This is a genomic window from Thiomonas sp., assembly GCF_054608695.1.
In genome coordinates this window covers 101,379-118,711 of the sequence record NZ_JBTRXV010000002.1, presented here as the reverse complement: position 1 = coordinate 118,711, position 17,333 = coordinate 101,379, and the positions used below count along the sequence as shown (strand labels likewise).

Genomic DNA, 17,333 nt, shown 5'->3' with positions numbered 1-17,333 from the left:
ACAAGCGGCTAACGGCCCCGATCAGGTCAAGTGCGTCGGCCCCTGATGGGTCGGTCCTTCGTGACTGCGCTCCTGCGCCAACCATTGCAACACGGGGATGGTGCCCGGCAACACCGGCGCGACCGTCACGGGCAGTTGCTGCCACGCGATGTCCTGGCCTTCGCAGGGGCGCATCTGGCCTTGCCAATGCGTCACCTTGCAGAACTGCAACTCCACCCGCGCATGCGGATAGTCCACGACGCATGAACGCCAGAAGCTGGCATGCAGCGCGTGGATATCGAGTTCCTCGTGCAACTCGCGCTCCAGCGCCTGCAGCAAGGTTTCACCCGGCTCGATCTTGCCCCCCGGAAATTCCCAATAGCCCGCGTAGGGCTTGCCGACCGGGCGGCTGGCGAGCAGGAAACTGCCGTCGGCCCGCAGCAGCACGCCCACGGCCACCGGCACCAGCGGGCGGCCGGCCTCACCGGCAGGCACGGAGGCCGCAGCCGCGCCGGTCTCAGCATTGCTCGCGACAGCCATGATGTCAGCGCCGCTTGCGGCCGGCGAAGTCGCGCGCGAACTGCAGCGCCACGCGGCCTGAGCGCGAACCGCGCTCCAGCGCCCAGACCAGGGCCTCGGCATGCGCCGCCTGTGCCTCTTCGGGCGTGATGCCGAAGGCCTGCAGCCAATGGTCGATGATGCGCAGGTAATGGTCCTGGTCGAAGGGGTAGAAACTCACCCACAGACCGAAACGCTCGGACAGCGAAATCTTTTCTTCCACCACCTCGCCTGGATGCACTTCGCCGCTTTCGGTGTGCTGGTAGCTGAGGTTCTCGTGCATGTACTCGGGCAGCAGATGGCGGCGGTTGGACGTGGCGTAGATCAGCACGTTGTCGGCGTTGGCCGAGATCGAGCCGTCGAGCACGGATTTGAGCGCCTTGTAGCCGGCCTCGCCTTCGTCGAACGACAGATCGTCCGAGAACACGATGAAGCGCTCGGGCCGCGACTCCAGCAGGTCCATCAGATCGGGCAGGTCGATGAGATCGGCCTTGTCCACTTCGATCAGGCGCAACCCCTTGGCCGCATACTTGTTCAGGCAGGCTTTCACCAGCGAGGACTTGCCGGTGCCGCGCGCACCCGTGAGCAGCACGTTGTTGGCCGGCTTGCCGGCGACGAACTGGCGGGTGTTGCGCTCGATGCGGCGCTTCTGCTCGTCGATGCCTTGCAGGTCGGAGAGTTGGATGGGCGCCAGCATGCGCACGGGCTGCAGCATGGCGTGCTGGCCGCGCTTGCGCCAGCGAAACGCCACGGCCGCGCCCCAGTCGGGCTCGGGCGCGGTCGGCGCGAGGGTTTGCTCCAGGCGGCTGAGCACGCGCTCGGCATGATCGAGCAGTGTCACGAGGCGGTCCATGGGATCGGCGCCGGGCTTGATATCGAGTTGGACAGCGGGCTTGGCCATGGCGCGCTTCAGCTCCGGTAATCGGCGTTGATGCTGACGTAGTCGTGCGAGAGATCGCAAGTCCACACCGTGGCGGCGGCGTCCCCACGGCCCAGCACGATGCGCACGGCAATCTCGGGCTTGGCCATGACGCGCTTGCCTTCGGCTTCCTGGTAGCCGGGGTGGCGGCCGCCGCGCGTGGCCACATGCACGGCGTCGAGGTAGAGATCGACGCCGGACACATCGAGGTCGTCGATGCCGGCATAGCCCACCGCCGCAAGGATGCGGCCGAGGTTGGGGTCGCTGGCGAAGAAAGCGGTTTTCACCAGGGGCGAATGCGCCACGGCGTAGGCCACCAAGCGCGCCTCCTCGCGGCTGCGGGCACGCTCGACATGAATGCTGATGAATTTGGTCGCACCCTCGCCGTCGCGCACGATGGCCTGGGCGATGTGCAGCGCGACTTGCGTGAGCGCCGCGCGCAAGGCCTGCGCCTGCGGGCTGGCCGCATCGGTGATGGCCGGCAACGCGGCACGGCCGGTGGCGGCGATGACCAGGGCGTCGTTGGTCGAGGTATCGCCATCGACCGTGATGCAGTTGAACGAAGCGTCGGCCACCTCGCGGGCCAGTTGCGCCAGCAGCGCCGGCGCCACTGCCGCGTCGGTGGCAATGAAGCCGAGCATCGTCGCCATATTGGGGCGTATCATTCCCGTGCCCTTGGCGATGCCGGTGACGGTGACGCGCACGCCGTCGATGCTGATTTGCGTGCTGGCCGCCTTGGGCACGGTGTCGGTGGTCATGATGGCGGCCGCGGCATCGGCCCAGGCGTCGGCGCGAGCATCGGCGAGGGCAGCAGGCAGACCAGCGACGAGGCGGTCAAGCGGCAAGGACTCCAGGATCACGCCGGTGGAAAACGGCAGCACCTCGTGCGCTTTCACGCCGAGGAGCGCCGCCACCGCGTCGCAGCTTTCGCGTGCCGCCTGCAAGCCGGCTTCGCCGGTGCCGGCATTGGCGCATCCGGTGTTGATCACCAGGGCGCGCATCGGCGCGGACTGTGCCACGCCCAGATGTTCGCGGCACACCTGCACCGGTGCAGCGCAAAAACGGTTGCGTGTGAACACACCCGCCACCTGCGTGCCGGGATCGAACTGGAACAGCGTGAGATCGGTACGCCCGGCCTTGCGAATGCCGGCCTGGGCCACGCCGATGCGCACGCCGGGCACGGCATGCAGGGTTGCGGGGTTGGGAGGGGTCAGGTTCACAGCCATGGCGTGGGCTCCATCAAGGCCAGGATGATCGGGTGGGAAGAGACTGCTGCCGGCTCGACCGTGACGCCAAGGCGCGCGTCAACGGCGGCGGGCCTGGCAGGACTGACGCCCGCCTGGCCCGATGCCGCTCAGCTCAGCTTGCCGTGGCAATGCTTGTACTTCTTGCCACTGCCACAGGGGCAGAGGTCGTTGCGGCCAACTTTCGGCATGGCGTTGACGATGGGCTGCATCGAGACGGCGCCTGCCGCAGCCGCGGCCACGGCGAGCTCCCCGGCTTCGAGCCCGCCATCGGCCGCCACGGCGCCCGCGGCTTCGGGATGTTGGAACACCAGGTTGTGCAGGCTTTGGGCGCGTTGCTCGATCTGCTCGGCAGCCGCTTCGGCCTGCTCCTGGGTTTGCACCTGCACGGTCATGAGGGTGCGGGTGACGTCGTTCTTCACCGCGTCGAGCATCTGCCCGAACAGCTCGAAAGCCTCGCGCTTGTACTCCTGCTTGGGCTGCTTTTGCGCGTAGCCGCGCAGGTGGATGCCTTGACGCAAATAGTCCAGCGCCGAGAGGTGTTCACGCCAGTGCTGGTCAAGCGACTGCAACAGCACCATGCGCTCAAAGCTGGCGAAGTTGGCGCCCCCCACCGCCTCGACCTTCGCCTTGTACTGCGCGTGCACGGTCTCCAGCACATGCTCCAGCACGTCTTCGTCGGTCACGGTCTGGTCGGCCTCGACCCACGCCTTCAGCTCCAGGTCGACCTGCCAGTCGTCGCGCAGGGCGCGCTCCAGGCCGGCGATATCCCACTGCTCTTCCATGCTCTGCGCCGGCACGAAAGTGTGCACCATGTCGGTCACGCTGCCTTCGCGCAGGTCGGCGATCTGGGCGCTGACGTCCTGGTTGTCGAGGATGGCGTTGCGCTGCTCGTACATGATCTTGCGCTGCTCGTTGGCAACGTCGTCGTACTCGAGCAGTTGCTTGCGCACGTCGAAGTTGCGCGCCTCCACCTTGCGCTGCGCCGACTCGATCGAGCGCGTCACCATGCCCGCCTCGATCGCCTCGCCCTCGGGCATCTTCAGGCGCTCCATGATGGCGCGCACGCGGTCGCCGGCGAAGATGCGCATCAGCGAATCGTCCAGCGACAAGTAGAAGCGCGACGAGCCGGGATCCCCCTGGCGACCCGAACGCCCGCGCAGCTGGTTGTCCACCCGGCGCGACTCGCTGCGCTCGGTGCCGACGATGTGCAAACCGCCCTGGGCGATGGTGTGGTCGTGCAGCGACTGCCACTCGCTGCGCAGCGTTTCCACCCGCTGGCGCTTGTCCTCATCGGACAGATTGGGGTCGGCCTCGATGATCTCGCACTGCTTCTCGACGTTGCCGCCGAGCACGATGTCGGTGCCGCGGCCCGCCATATTGGTGGCGATGGTGATGACCTTGGGCCGTCCCGCCTGGGCCACGATCTCGGCCTCGCGTGCGTGCTGCTTGGCGTTGAGCACCGCGTGCGGCAGCTTTTCCTTGTTCAGCAGCAGCGAGAGGTTTTCGCTCGCCTCGATGGAGGCGGTGCCCACCAGCACCGGCTGGCCACGCTCGAAACAATCCTTGATGTCAGCCACCACCGCCAGGTCGCGTTCCCGGGCGGTCTTGTAGACCTTGTCCTGGTGGTCCTTGCGCTGGCTGGGGCGGTTGGTCGGAATGACCACGGTTTCCAGCTTGTAGATTTCCTGGAACTCGTAGGCCTCGGTGTCGGCCGTGCCGGTCATGCCGGCCAGCTTGCCGTACATGCGGAAATAGTTCTGGAACGTGATCGACGCCAGCGTCTGGTTCTCGTTCTGGATTTGCACGCCTTCCTTGGCTTCCACCGCCTGGTGCAGGCCATCGGACCAGCGCCGCCCGGTCATGATGCGGCCGGTGAATTCGTCGACGATGATCACCTCGCCGTTCTGCACCACGTAATGCTGGTCGCGGTGGTACAGGTTGTGGGCACGCAGCGCCGCGTACAAGTGATGCATCAGCGCGATATTGGCCGGGTCGTACAACGTGCTGCCTTCGGGGATGAGCCCCATCTCGCCAAGGATGCGCTCCGCCTTCTCGTGCCCGGACTCGGTGAGGTAGACCTGATGGCTTTTCTCGTCCACCGTGAAGTCGCCGGGCTTTTCCACGCCCTTGCCGGTGAGCGGGTCCTCCTCGCCGATCTGGCGGTCGAGCAGGGGCACGACCTTGTCGAGCTTGAGATACAGCTCGGTGTTGTCATCCGCCTGGCCGGAGATGATGAGCGGGGTGCGCGCCTCGTCGATCAGGATGGAATCCACCTCGTCGATCAGCGCATAGTTCAGCCCGCGCTGCACCCGCTCGGCGGGCTCGAACACCATGTTGTCGCGCAGGTAATCGAAGCCATATTCGTTGTTCGTGCCATAGGTCACGTCGCAACCGTAGGCGGCCTGCTTGTCCTCGCGCGGCATATTCGGCAGATTGATGCCGACGGTCAGGCCAAGTAAGTTGTACAGACGGCTCATCCACTGCGCATCGCGCTGGGCCAGGTAGTCGTTCACCGTGACCACATGCACGCCCTTGCCGGCGAGCGCATTCAAATACACCGGCAGCGTACCCACCAGGGTCTTGCCCTCGCCGGTGCGCATCTCGGCAATCTTGCCGTCGTGCAGCGCCATGCCGCCCACGAGCTGTACGTCGAAGTGGCGCATTTTCAGCGCGCGCTTGCCGCCCTCGCGCACCACCGCAAAAGCCTCGGGGAGCAGCTCGTCGAGCGAACGGCCGTTGGCAACCTGTTGTTTGAACTCGGCGGTCTTGGCACGCAGTTCCTCGTCGCTGAGTTTTTCGAACTGGGGTTCCAGCGCGTTGATGCGCTGGGCCACACGCCGGTATTGGCGCAGCAGACGCTCGTTGCGGCTGCCGAAGAGACGGGTCAGGAAGGATGCGGGCATGGGTCGGTCTGGATGCGGCACGCCAGGCAAGCCGGATCAAGCGCGGCCCTGGGCGGGGGATGGACAGCAAGCCCCGAATGCCATCACAAGGAAAACTTCCATTCTACCCAGCGCCCCTCGCGCGCGGAGTGGCCCGCCCTTGCCGGACAATGCGGTCTTCGCCCTCATGCGCGCCCAGGCGGCGCCTTTCCTGGCGCCACCCCCGATGACCACAGGCCCGACCCAGTTCCGCAAGCCACGGCGTCGCCACGCCGCGAGCCCGGCTGCGGCCACCATGGCCATGCTGCCGCAGTGGATGCAGCGCACGCCCACGCTGATGACCCTGAAGGAGCAGGCGCGCACATCCCAGCAGATGTGGGCGACGCTGCAAGGCTCTTTGCCGCTGGAACTGGCAGCGGCAGTGCGCCCTGGCCGTTGGGCCGAAGGCGTCTGGAACCTCACGGCCTCGTCCCCGGCCGTGGCCGCCAAGCTCAAGCTTTACGGGCCGCTGCTGTTGCGCCAGTTGCAGCAGGCGCAATGGCCGCTCAAGCGCATCATGGTGCGGGTGCAGGAGCCGGGTTCGCCGCCGGTGGGCAGTCCGGTACGCGCCGAGGCCGCAGCGCCATCGCGGGCGCCGGCCTCGGTGCGCGCCCGGCTGCGGGCCTTGCAGGCCTTGCGCGAAAAGCCGTAGCTGCTGGTGCTGTGCTGGTGTTGTTGTCCTCGGCACAAGGGCCGAGGCGATGGGCTCAGGCTGCGGCCTTGAGTGTGCTGCGGTAACCGGGCGGTGCGGTGCTGGCGTCGTCGAAGCTGACGATCTCGTAGGACGTGGGATCGTCGAGCACCGCGCGCAACAGCGCGTTGTTGACGGCGTGGCCGCTGCGGTAGGCGCTGTAGGCGCCAATGATGGGATGGCCGATGACGTAGAGATCGCCGATGGCGTCGAGCATCTTGTGCTTGACGAACTCGGCGTCGAAACGCAGGCCTTCCTGGTTGAGGATGCGCGACTCGTTCATGACGATGGCGTTTTCCATGCTGCCGCCCTGGGCCAGGCCGCGCTCGCGCAGCGCGTCCACATCGCGCATGAAGCCGAAGGTGCGGGCGCGGGCGATGTCGCGCACGTAAGCCTGCATGTCGAAGTCGAAGCTGTAGTCCTGCGCGGTCTGGTCGATCGCGGGATGGTCGAACTCGATGGCGAAATTCAACCGAAAGCCGTCGTGCGGCTCCAGTCGCGCCCACTTCTCGCCGTCGCGGTCTTGCGTGCGCACCTCCACCGGCCGGCGCATGCGGATGAAGCGCTTGGGCGCGGGCTGCTCTTGCAGCCCGGCGGACTGCAGCAGGTAGACAAAGCTGGAGGCCGAGCCGTCGAGGATGGGGATTTCCTCGGCGTCCACGTCCACGATCAGGTTGTCCAGCCCCAGGCCGGCGCAGGCCGAGAGCAGGTGCTCGACGGTGTGAATCTTGGCGTCGCCCGAACCCAGCGTGGTGGCCATGCGGGTGTCGACCACGGCCAAGGGGTGCAGGGGAATGGAGACGGGTTGCGGCAGATCGGTGCGGCGGAACACGATTCCGGTATCGGGCGGCGCCGGATGCAGCGTGAGTTCGACCCGCTCGCTGCTGTGCAGGCCGACGCCCACGGCGCGATTGGCCGAACGGATGGTGCGTTGCGACAACATGGTTTGCCGTTTTCCCAATCGAAAAACTGTCATTGATAACGAGAGGCTATTTTAAGGGCCCTGAGACAAGTCTGCAGAACGCCTTGCGCGCACATGGGAACGCAGGGACGGCTGAGGCGCCCGATCCACAACGCGCCAGGCAAAGCCTGCGCGCCGGGCGGAGCAGGAACAGACGGAACGGGGTCATCCGTCCGTTCCTGCCAGCGGCCGCTTCAGTCGGGCTGAAGAAGCGGCCTTGGCCCGGCTTGCAATCGACGTGGTTCTGGCAGTTGCCGGGTTTCAGTCCGCCTGCTTGCGCAGGAAGGCCGGAATCTCCAGCTCTTCCATGCCGCTTTGCATCAGCGCATTGACATGGGCCGAAGGCGCGTTGCCGCGCGGGTTACGCCAGATGGCCGGAATCTGCGAAGTGTCGATGCCCGCACCCGAAGCGTGGCCCATGCCCAAGGGGCCGGAATCGGTGCCGGTGCGCAGCACGGTCAGGCTGGGCGCTGCCTTGACGGCGACGCGGGCTTTCGACAGCCCGGTGGCCAGCACGGTCACGCGCAGCGAGTCGCCCATGGCGGGGTCGTTCACCGTGCCGAAGATGATGTGCGCGTCGGGCGCGGCATAGGCACGGATGGCGTTCATCGCCTCGCGCGTCTCGCTCAGTTTCAGCGAGTCGTCGGCGGTGATGTTCACCAGCACGCCCTTGGCACCGGACAGGTCCACGCCGTCGAGCAGCGGGCAGACCACGGCCTGCTCGGCGGCCAGGCGGGCGCGGTCGGCGCCGCTGGACACGGCCGTGCCCATCATCGCCTTGCCGGGCTCGCCCATCACCGTCTTCACGTCCTCGAAGTCGGCGTTGATCATGCCGGGAACGTTGATGATTTCGGCGATGCCGCCGGTGGCGTTCTTCAGCACGTCGTTGGCCTTGGCGAAGGCTTCCTTCTGCGAAATGTCGTCGCCGTAAACCTCCAGCAGCTTCTCGTTGAGCACGACGATCAGCGAATCGACGTTCTTCTCCAGTTCCTCCAGGCCGATGTCGGCATTCGACAGGCGCTTGGTGCCCTCGAACTCGAACGGTTTCGTCACCACCGCCACGGTGAGAATGCCCATCTCGCGGGCGATGCGCGCCACCACCGGCGCAGCGCCCGTGCCGGTGCCGCCGCCCATGCCGGCGGTGATGAACAGCATGTGCGCGCCAGCCAGCGCGTCGCGAATTTCGGCTTGCGCCTGCTCGGCCGCGTCACGCCCCACCTGCGGTTTGCCGCCCGCGCCCAGGCCGGTCTTGCCCAGCTGGATGAAGCGGTGCGAGCTGGACGTTTTCAGCGCTTGCGCATCGGTGTTGGCGCAGATGAATTCCACACCTTTCACGCCGCTGGCAATCATGTGCTCGACGGCGTTGCCGCCGCCCCCGCCCATGCCGATCACCTTGATGTTGGTCCCGCTGTTGAAGCCGTTGTCCGCGGCGTCCTCGATCATTTCAAAAGCCATGATGCACCTCCGTCGATAAAAGTTGAAAAACCCTGCACTGCTGCACTACCCCTCACACATGTCTGCGGTCCGGTGGCCGCAGACCCCGTAAAAACCTGTCATGCACTGCTTCAAAAATTCCCCGCGAACCAGTCGCGCACCCGCGCCACCAGAGACCTCGCGCCGCTGGTTTTCTGGGCGATGCGCGCGCCACGCTGACGCTGTGTCTGCGCCTCGACCAGCAGGCCCATGGCGGTGGCGTTGCGCGGGCTGCGCACCATGTCCGACAAGGGCCCGGTGTATTGCGGCAGACCCAGGCGCACGGGCTTGAGAAAAATGTCTTCGCCGAGTTCGACCATGCCCGGCATGAGCGACGCGCCGCCGGTGATGACCACGCCGGACGACAGCACCTCCTCGTAGCCCGAGTCGCGCACCACCTGCTGCACCAGGGCGAAAATTTCCTCCACCCGTGGCTCGATCACACCGGCCAGCGCCTGACGCGACAACATGCGCGGGCCACGGTCGCCCAGGCCCGGCACTTCCAGCCGCTCGTCCACCCCGGCGAGCAGCTGCTTGGCCACGCCGTGCTCGATCTTGATGTCTTCGGCGTCCTTGGTCGGGGTGCGCAGCGCCATGGCGATGTCGCTGGTGATGAGTTCGCCGGCGATGGGAATGATGGCGGTGTGGCGAATCGAGCCGCCGGTGTAGATCGCCACATCGGTCACGCCCGCACCCACGTCCACCAGCACCACGCCGAGTTCCTTCTCGTCCTCGGTCAGCACCGCGTGGCTGGACGCGAGCGGGTGCAGCACCACGGCATCGACTTCCAGACCGCAGCGGCGCACGCACTTGATGACGTTCTCGGCCGCGGTCTGCGCCCCGGTGACGATATGCACCTTGGTCTCCAGCCGGATGCCGCTCATGCCCACCGGCTCTTTGACTTCCTGGCCGTCGATGATGAATTCCTGCGGCTCGACCAGCAGCAGGCGCTGGTCGGTGGGGATGTTCACCGCCTTGGCGGTCTCGATCACGCGCGAGACATCGTTCTGCGACACCTCGCGGTCCTTGATCGCCACCATGCCCTCGGAGTTCTGGCCGCGAATATGGCTGCCGGTGATGCCGGTGATGACGCGGGTGATGCGGCAATCGGCCATCAGCTCGGCCTCTTTCAGCGCCGCCTGGATCGACTGCACCGTGGCCTCGATGTCCACCACCACGCCGCGCCGCATGCCGGCCGTGGCCGCCTGGCCCATGCCCACCACCTTCAGCGTGGCGGCAGCGTTCTCGCCCTGCGGCAGGATTTCGGCCACCATCGCCAGCACCTTGGAGGTGCCGATGTCCAGCCCCACCACCAGATCTTTGTAGTCTTTGGCCATTCCCTATGCTCCCGAAGGTTTGCCTTGTCGTTTCATCGTTTTCGAATCCGTCTTCGCCCCCGGCAGGTCGACCCCGACCAGGCGCACGGCAAAACCGTTGCTGTAGCGCAGATCGGCACTCGCCATGCTGCGGCCATAGCGCTTCTGCACACCGGGCGCCAGCGCCAGAAAGCGTTGCAGGCGCTGGTTGAAGGCCTGGGCGTCATGGTCGCTGCCCAGGTCCAGCCTGGGCCCGCCCTGAATCTGCACCCGCCAGTTGCCCTCGGCACCCAGCTCCAGCGCCGTCACCTTCCACTGCAACGGGGCGAAAGCCTGCGTCAACTGCGTGTACATCTGTGCCACCCGCGCCTCGCTGGCGGCAGGGCCGGAAAAGCGCGGCAAGGCCATGTCCTGCACCTCGCCGAGGTTGGCCTCGAACAATTGCCCGCTGGTGTTCACCAGGCCCACCGGAGCACTGCCATCGCTCCAGATGGCCAGCGGCTGCTGTGCCTCCAGCGTGACCAGCAGCGACAGCGGCCACACCCGCTGCACCACGGCCTTGTTGACCCAGGGAATCTGGTCGAACGCCTGCTGCGCGGCGGGCAGGTTCACCGTGAACCAATTGCCCTGCAGTCGTGGCAGCGCCTCGCCGCGCAAGGCGGTGGCGCTGACATGCTGCAATTGGCCTTGCACCTGCACGCTGCGGATGGCCCACCAGGGCCGCTGCATCAGCCAGTTGCCGGCCACCACCAGAGCGCCAATGGCGAACAGCCAGACCAGCGCCCGGCTGGTGAAGTTCATCAGCCGGATGTCGAGCGGAACCTCGTCGGAGGTCTTGGCACGCGGCGCGGCGCGCCAGGCGCCGAAGGCGCCGTCACGCTCCATCTGGCGGTGGCGGGCCATGCTCATGGTGACGCCCCTTCGCGCTGCGCGCTGCGGCCAGCGTCCAGCCGTGCATCGGCCAGGATGCGCAGGCATAGGTCTTCGTAGCTCAGGCCGGCGACGCGTGCGGCCATGGGCACCAGGGAATGGCCGGTCATGCCCGGGCTGGTGTTCATCTCCAGCAGGAAAGGCTTGCGGTCGGTGGCGCGAATCATGATGTCGGCGCGGCCCCAGCCGCGGCAGTCCAGGGCGCGGTAGCTGGCCAGCACCAGTTGCGCGATGGCGGCTTCTTCGCCTGCGGGCAGATCGCAGGGGCAGATGTAGCGGGTTTCGTCGCTGTAGTACTTGTGCTCGAAGTCGTAGTTGCCGCCGGGGGCGACGATGTGGATCAGCGGCAGCGCGACGGCCGCATCGCCCTCGCCCAGCACGCCGCAAGTGACCTCGTCGCCTTCGATGAACTGCTCGGCCAGCACCGCGGCGTCGAAGCGCGCGGCCTCGGCAAAGGCGGCGCCCACTTCGTGCGGGTGGTCGGCACGCTTGAGGCCGAGGGTCGATCCCTCGTGCGAGGCCTTGAACATCAGCGGCAAGCCGAGTTCGCGTGCGGCGGCATGCGCCTGCGCGGCACTGGCCACCATGCGCCACGCCGGGGTGGCCAGGCCGTCGCATTGCCACAGGCGCTTGGTCATGTGCTTGTCGATGGCCAGCGCCGAGGCCAGCACGCCGGGACCGGTGTAGGGAATGCCGAGCAACTCCAGCGCGCCTTGCACCGTGCCGTCTTCGCCGTGGCGGCCATGCAGGGCGATGAACGCGCGCGACGCCCTCAACGTGCGCAACTCGCACAAGGCTTGCTCGGCAGGATCGAAGGCAAAGGCGTCCACCCCGCGCGACTGCAGCGCCGCGAGCACGCCCTTGCCCGACATGAGCGAGACTTCGCGCTCGCTGGAACTGCCGCCCATGAGCACGGCGACGCGGCCCAAGGCCTCGGGTTCCGCGGTGGAGGGCTGCAGCCGGTTCATGTCGACGCCTCCATCGTCCGCGCCAGATCGACCACCTGCTGCGGCACCGCGCCGATGGAGCCTGCGCCCATGCACACCACCACGTCGCCAGCGTGCGCGCTATCCAGAATGGCTTGCGGCATGGCCTTGATGTCGTCGACGAACAGCGGCTCGGTCTTGCCCGCCACGCGCAGTGCACGCGCGAGGCTGCGGCCATCGGCGGCAACGATCGGCGGCTCGCCGGCGGCATAGACCTCGGCCAGCAGCACGGCGTCGGCCTGGCCGAGCACGGCGACGAAGTCCTCGAACACATCGCGGGTGCGGGTGTAGCGGTGCGGCTGGAACGCCAGCACGATGCGCCGCCCCGGATAGGCCCCGCGCGCGGCTTCGAGCGTGGCGGCCATTTCCACCGGATGGTGGCCGTAGTCGTCGATCAGCGTGAAGCTGCCGCCGGCGGGCAAGACGATCTCGCCATAGCGCTGGAAGCGCCGGCCGACGCCGTGGAACTCGGCCAGCGCCTTGACCACGGCAGCGTCGTCCACGCCGAGTTCGGCGGCCACGGCGATGGCCGCCAGCGCGTTGCGCACGTTGTGCAGCCCGGGCAGATTGAGCGTGACGGCCAGCGGCGGCAACACCACGCCGTTGCGCCGCAAGGCGGTGAAGTGCATGCAGCCGCCATCGGCACGCAGGTCCACGGCGCGCACCTGGGCGTCTTCATTCAGGCCGTAGGGCGTGACCGGCTTGGAGACGAAAGGCAGGATGGCGCGCACGCCGGGGTCGTCCACGCACAGGATGGCGGCGCCGTAGAACGGCAGGCGGGCGATGAACGCGACGAAAGCCTGGCGCAGCCGCGCCATGTCATGGCCGTAGGTGTCCATGTGGTCGGCGTCGATATTCGTCACCACTGCCATCACCGGCAGCAGGTTGAGGAAGGACGCGTCGGACTCGTCGGCCTCGACCACGATGTACTCGCCCTGCCCCAGCTTGGCATGGGTGCCCGCGCGGTTGAGCCTGCCGCCGATGACGAAGGTGGGATCGAGTCCGCCCTCGGCCAGCACGCTGGCGACCAGGCTGGTGGTGGTCGTCTTGCCGTGCGTGCCGGCGATGGCGATGCCGCGCTTCAAGCGCATCAGCTCGGCCAGCATCACGGCGCGTGGCACCACCGGAATACGGCGGGCGCGGGCGGCGCGCACTTCGGGGTTGTCGGGGCCGACGGCGGTGGACACCACCACGGCGTCGGCCCCGGCGATATGGGCGGCATCATGGCCGATGGCGACGCGAGCCCCCAGCGAGCGCAGACGCAGCACCGTGGCGCTTTCGCCGAGATCGGTGCCACTCACGCCATAACCGAGGTTGAGCAAGACTTCAGCGATGCCGCTCATGCCGGCGCCGCCGATGCCGACGAAGTGAATTTGGCGGATGGCGTGTTTCATGTCGGGTTCTCCAGCGCCTCGCATGCCGCGACGATGCGCTGCACGGCATCGCGCTTGGCGAGCTTGTGCGCCTGCTGCGCCATCACCGACAGGCGAGGGCGGTCGAGGCTGCGCAGTTCGGTGGCGAGGCGCTCGGGTGTGAGTTCGGTTTGCTGGATCAGCAGGGCCGCGCCCGGCTCGGCCAGGAAGCGGGCGTTGGCGGTCTGGTGATCGTCCACGGCGTGAGGGAAAGGCACGAACAGCGCGGCAACTCCAGCACAAGCGATTTCGCTCACGGTGGATGCGCCGGCGCGGCAGATGACCAGGTCGGCATCGGCGTAGGCCGCCGCCATGTCGTCGATGAATTCGCGGCAGTCGGCCTGCAACCCAAGCTGCGCATAGCGCTGCTGCAGGCTCTGCAGATGTCCGCGGCCGCTCTGGTGCAGCACCTGCGGGCGCTCGGCCGCGCCGAGCAAGGCCAGTGCCTGGGGCACGCGCTCGTTCAACGCCGCCGCCCCCAGGCTGCCACCGACCACCAGGATGCGCAGTGGACCGCTGCGGGCGGCGTAGCGTTGCGCCGGCGCGGGCAGGTCGCGGATGGATTGCCGCACCGGATTGCCGATCCAGTCGCCCGTGGGCAGGGTGTGCGGGAAGGCGGTGAGCACGCAGTCGGCCAGCCGCGCCAGCAGGCGGTTGCTCATGCCGGCCACGGCGTTCTGCTCGTGCAGCACCAGCTTGGCGCCGGCCCAGTCGCTCATCAAGCCGCCGGGAACGGTGATGTAACCGCCCATGCCCAGCACCACGCCGGGGCGCACACGGCGCAGCGCGTGGAGCGCTTGCCAGAAGGCGCGCAGCAACTTCAGCGGCAGCAGCAATTGGGTCAGCAGACCCTTGCCACGCACACCGCCGAAGTTCACCCACAGCATGGGGTAGCCCTGGGGCGGCACCAGCCGCGCTTCCATGCTGGCGGGCGCTCCCATCCAATGCACCTGCCAGCCGGCGGCGCGTAGCCCTTCACCCACGGCCAGCCCGGGAAAGATATGGCCACCGGTGCCTCCGGCCATGATGACGGCGGTGCGCGGCGCACTCATATCTGCCCGCCTCGCATGAGCAGCCGTGTGGTGCAGCCTGACGGCTGCCCGTTTTGGCTCCGGCATAACTTGCGCTGCGCGCAAGTCAGCCTGCACCGAAACCGCGTGCTCATGCTCATATCTGACCTCCTCGCATGAGCACGCGGTTTTCAAAATCCACGCGCAGCAAGATGGCCAGGGCCAGCAGCGACATCAGCGTGGCCGAGCCGCCGTAACTCAGCAGGGGCAGGGTGAGGCCCTTGGTGGGCAGCAGGCCGAGGTTGACGCCGATATTGATGAAGGCCTGACCGCCGATGAGCACGCCCACGCCCTGCGCCACCAGCGAAGAAAACATGCGGTCGGAGGCCAGTGCCTGGCGGCCGATGTCGAAGGCGCGCTTGGTGATCCAGGCGAACACCAGGGTCACGGCCAGCACGCCGACGAAGCCAAGCTCCTCGCCGATGATGGCGAGCAGGAAGTCGGTCTGCGGCTCGGGCAGGTAGTGCAGCTTTTCCACGCTGCCGCCCAGGCCGACGCCGAAGATATGGCCACGTCCCATGGCGATGAGCGCATGCGCCAACTGGTAGGCGCTGCCCAGGGAGTTGTCTTCGGCCCAGGGGTTGAGGTAGGCGAAGATGCGGTCGCGCCGCCAGGGCGAGAACACGATCATGAGCACGAAGGCGCCGATCAGCACCACCGTGCCCGCGGCGAACAACTTGCCGTTCACCCCTCCCAGGTAGAGGATGACCATGGCGACCGAGGCGATGACGAGGAAAGCACCCATGTCCGGCTCGGCCAGCAGCAGCAGGCCGATGACGGCCAGCGCGGCCGCCATCGGCAGGAAGGCTTTGCTGAACTTCTGCTTCACCTCTTGCTTGCGCACCATGAAGTTGGCGGCATAGAGAATGATGGCGAGCTTGACCAGTTCGGATGGCTGGAAATTGAACACGCCGAGAGGAATCCAGCGCCTCGAGCCATTCACGCCCTTGCCGAGAAATGGCACGAGCACGGCCGCCAGCATGGCCAGCGAGGCCAGGAAAATCAGCGGCGCCCAGCGTTCCCAGAACTTCATCGGGAACTGAAACACGACCCAGCCGCCGATGAGGCCGAGCGACACCGCCGCCAGATCGCGCCAGAAGAAATGGAACTGGGTCCAGCGGGCGAAGCGCGGGTCTTCGGGAATGGCGATGGTGGCCGAATACACCATGACCAGGCCAAAAGCCAGCAGCAGCACGATGACCCACAGCAGGTTCTGGTCGAAGTCCAGCATGCGCGAGGCGGACGGGCCGACATAGCCGATGCGCACCGGCATGGGTGCGGGCTTGGGCTGGGCTTCGCCACGCTTGCGGCCGAACGCTGGCAAGGCAAGCTTCATGGCGCGGCCTCCAGCATCACGCCATGCGCGTGCGCCAACTCGGCCACGCAGGCGGTGAACACCTCGGCGCGGTGGGCGTAGTTGCGGAACATGTCGAGGCTGGCGCAGGCGGGTGAGAGCAGCGCCACATCGCCCGCGCCGGCCAGCTCTGCGACACGCTGCGTCGCCAGTTCCAGACTCGCCATCTGCTCGGTGGGGCAGACGCCTTCGAGCGCCTGGGCGATGCGGCCGGCGTCACGCCCGATCAGCACGGCGGCACGCACGCGGCCCCGCGCCGCCGCCGCCAGCGGGGCGAAGTCCTGACCCTTGCCATCGCCGCCGGCGATCAGCACCACCGGGCGGTCCAGCCCGGTGAGCGCAGCAACGGTGGCGCCGACATTGGTGCCCTTGCTGTCTTCGATCCACTCCACGCCCTCGATCACGCCCAGGGACTGCATGCGATGCGGCTCGCCGCGGTAGCTGCGCAGCGCGTGCAGCATGGGCGCGAGCGCGGTGCCGGTACTGCAGGCCAGCGCCAGCGCCGCCAGGGCGTTGGCCCAGTTGTGCCGCCCCTGGATGCGCAAGGCGTCGGCAGGCATCAGCATTTGCAGGCTCACGGGCAAGTCGATGGCAGGCGGCTGCGCCTTGCCGCGGCGCTTGGACATCCTCGCCTGCGTCTCTTCCGTCTCCACGTCTTGGGCACGCGCCAGCCAGGCCACGCTATGCTCGACGGCGATGCCCCAGTCACCCGCGCGCGCCGGCGCATCGAGCCCGAAGGTCTGCAGCTTGCGGCCTTCGCGGCCCATGCCGAGAACCTGCGGGTCGTCGCGGTTGAGCAGCATCAGCCCCGGAGGCTGGGTCAGCGTCCAGGGCAGCGGGCCGAAGATGCGCGCCTTGTCGGCGGCGTAGGCGCGCATGTCGCCATGCCAGTCGAGATGGTCTTGCGTGACATTGAGCACGGTGGCGGCGGTGGCGGCCAAGTCATCCGCACCATGCAACTGGAAGCTGGAGAGTTCCAGCACCCAGGCTGCGGGCAGGCGGCCTGCGTCAAGCCGCTCGGCCAGCACATCCAGCATGGCCGGGCCAATATTGCCGACCGCCACCGCATCCACCCCCGCGCCTTGCAGCAGATGCGCAGTGAGCGCGGTGACCGTGGTCTTGCCATTGGTGCCGGTGATGGCCAGCAGCGACGGCGCATAACCTTGCGCCTGCTGCAACTCGCGCAGCGCGGCGCTGAACAGCCCGAGTTCGGTGACGGCATCGACCCCGTTGGCACGGGCGGCGGCGAGCAGCGGGCCGAAAGCAGCGTCGCTCGGGGCGATGCCAGGGCTGACGCAGAGCAGCTCGACCCCGTCCAGCAAGCCGGCGTCGATGCCCCCCGCATGCACCATGGCCTGCGGCAACTCGGCGCACAGCGCCTCCAATTGCGGCGGCTGGCGGCGGCTGTCGGCCACGCGCACGACGGCTCCCTGGCGCGCGCACCAGCGCGCCATCGCCAGGCCGGAAACGCCCAGGCCGAGGACGAGGACGGTGCGGTCGCGCAGGTTCACCTGGC

14 protein-coding genes and 1 pseudogene are annotated in these 17,333 nt (G+C 67.5%); 1 reads left to right on the top strand and 14 read right to left on the bottom strand.

From position 1 onward, the window contains the following. Positions 1-21: 21 nt before the first annotated feature. The 5 genes and pseudogenes from ACYCUK_RS02595 to secA form a co-directional block, all read right to left on the bottom strand. Entirely contained in the window at positions 22-519 is a 498-nt protein-coding gene (locus ACYCUK_RS02595) for an NUDIX domain-containing protein (protein ID WP_461593273.1), read from the bottom strand. A 4-nt stretch (positions 520-523) separates the two neighbouring features. Beyond that, positions 524-1,390 carry an ATP-binding protein gene (locus ACYCUK_RS02590; RefSeq protein ID WP_461593311.1) on the bottom strand — a complete coding sequence of 289 codons (867 nt, stop codon included), beginning with the start codon at positions 1,388-1,390 and terminating at the stop codon, positions 524-526. Positions 1,391-1,446: 56 nt separating this feature from the next. Then, entirely contained in the window at positions 1,447-2,682 is a 1,236-nt protein-coding gene (argJ, locus tag ACYCUK_RS02585; RefSeq protein WP_461593272.1) for a bifunctional glutamate N-acetyltransferase/amino-acid acetyltransferase ArgJ, read from the bottom strand. A 128-nt stretch (positions 2,683-2,810) separates the two neighbouring features. After that, the gene (locus ACYCUK_RS02580) at positions 2,811-2,891 is read right to left on the bottom strand and encodes an SEC-C metal-binding domain-containing protein (RefSeq protein WP_461593310.1); all 81 of its coding nucleotides are present in this window, start codon (positions 2,889-2,891) and stop codon (positions 2,811-2,813) included. 179 nt (positions 2,892-3,070) lie between these two features. Further along, positions 3,071-5,606, bottom strand: a pseudogene (gene secA, locus ACYCUK_RS02575) (preprotein translocase subunit SecA); the annotation flags it as partial. Positions 5,607-5,811: 205 nt separating this feature from the next. Between secA and ACYCUK_RS02570 the strand changes: the two are divergent. Then, positions 5,812-6,276 (top strand): DciA family protein, encoded by a 465-nt coding sequence (locus ACYCUK_RS02570; protein ID WP_461593271.1) that lies wholly within the window; start codon positions 5,812-5,814, stop codon positions 6,274-6,276. 55 nt (positions 6,277-6,331) lie between these two features. Here the strand turns inward: ACYCUK_RS02570 and lpxC are convergent, their stop codons facing one another. From lpxC to murD, 9 genes are all read right to left on the bottom strand, one after another. Next, positions 6,332-7,258, bottom strand: coding sequence for a UDP-3-O-acyl-N-acetylglucosamine deacetylase (gene lpxC, locus ACYCUK_RS02565; protein ID WP_461593270.1), 927 nt, complete (start codon positions 7,256-7,258; stop codon positions 6,332-6,334). 279 nt (positions 7,259-7,537) lie between these two features. Further along, a complete protein-coding gene (gene ftsZ, locus ACYCUK_RS02560) occupies positions 7,538-8,731 on the bottom strand; it encodes a cell division protein FtsZ (protein ID WP_461593269.1) in 1,194 nt (397 codons plus the stop codon). Positions 8,732-8,841: 110 nt separating this feature from the next. Beyond that, a complete protein-coding gene (gene ftsA, locus ACYCUK_RS02555; RefSeq protein WP_112485308.1) occupies positions 8,842-10,086 on the bottom strand; it encodes a cell division protein FtsA in 1,245 nt (414 codons plus the stop codon). 3 nt (positions 10,087-10,089) lie between these two features. Then, positions 10,090-10,974, bottom strand: coding sequence for a cell division protein FtsQ/DivIB (locus ACYCUK_RS02550; protein WP_461593268.1), 885 nt, complete (start codon positions 10,972-10,974; stop codon positions 10,090-10,092). Continuing rightward, positions 10,971-11,963 carry a D-alanine--D-alanine ligase gene (locus ACYCUK_RS02545; RefSeq protein ID WP_461593267.1) on the bottom strand — a complete coding sequence of 331 codons (993 nt, stop codon included), beginning with the start codon at positions 11,961-11,963 and terminating at the stop codon, positions 10,971-10,973. Before ACYCUK_RS02545 ends, ACYCUK_RS02550 begins: the two co-directional genes overlap by 4 nt. After that, positions 11,960-13,375, bottom strand: a complete 1,416-nt coding sequence (gene murC, locus ACYCUK_RS02540; RefSeq protein ID WP_461593266.1) for a UDP-N-acetylmuramate--L-alanine ligase — start codon at positions 13,373-13,375, stop codon at positions 11,960-11,962. The genes ACYCUK_RS02545 and murC overlap by 4 nt, the downstream gene beginning before the upstream one ends. Beyond that, the gene (gene murG, locus ACYCUK_RS02535) at positions 13,372-14,445 is read right to left on the bottom strand and encodes an undecaprenyldiphospho-muramoylpentapeptide beta-N-acetylglucosaminyltransferase (protein WP_461593265.1); all 1,074 of its coding nucleotides are present in this window, start codon (positions 14,443-14,445) and stop codon (positions 13,372-13,374) included. Before murG ends, murC begins: the two co-directional genes overlap by 4 nt. 115 nt (positions 14,446-14,560) lie before the next feature. Beyond that, positions 14,561-15,799, bottom strand: coding sequence for a putative lipid II flippase FtsW (gene ftsW / locus ACYCUK_RS02530; RefSeq protein WP_461593264.1), 1,239 nt, complete (start codon positions 15,797-15,799; stop codon positions 14,561-14,563). Further along, the gene (gene murD / locus ACYCUK_RS02525; protein ID WP_461593263.1) at positions 15,796-17,328 is read right to left on the bottom strand and encodes a UDP-N-acetylmuramoyl-L-alanine--D-glutamate ligase; all 1,533 of its coding nucleotides are present in this window, start codon (positions 17,326-17,328) and stop codon (positions 15,796-15,798) included. Before murD ends, ftsW begins: the two co-directional genes overlap by 4 nt. Positions 17,329-17,333 lie beyond the last annotated feature (5 nt).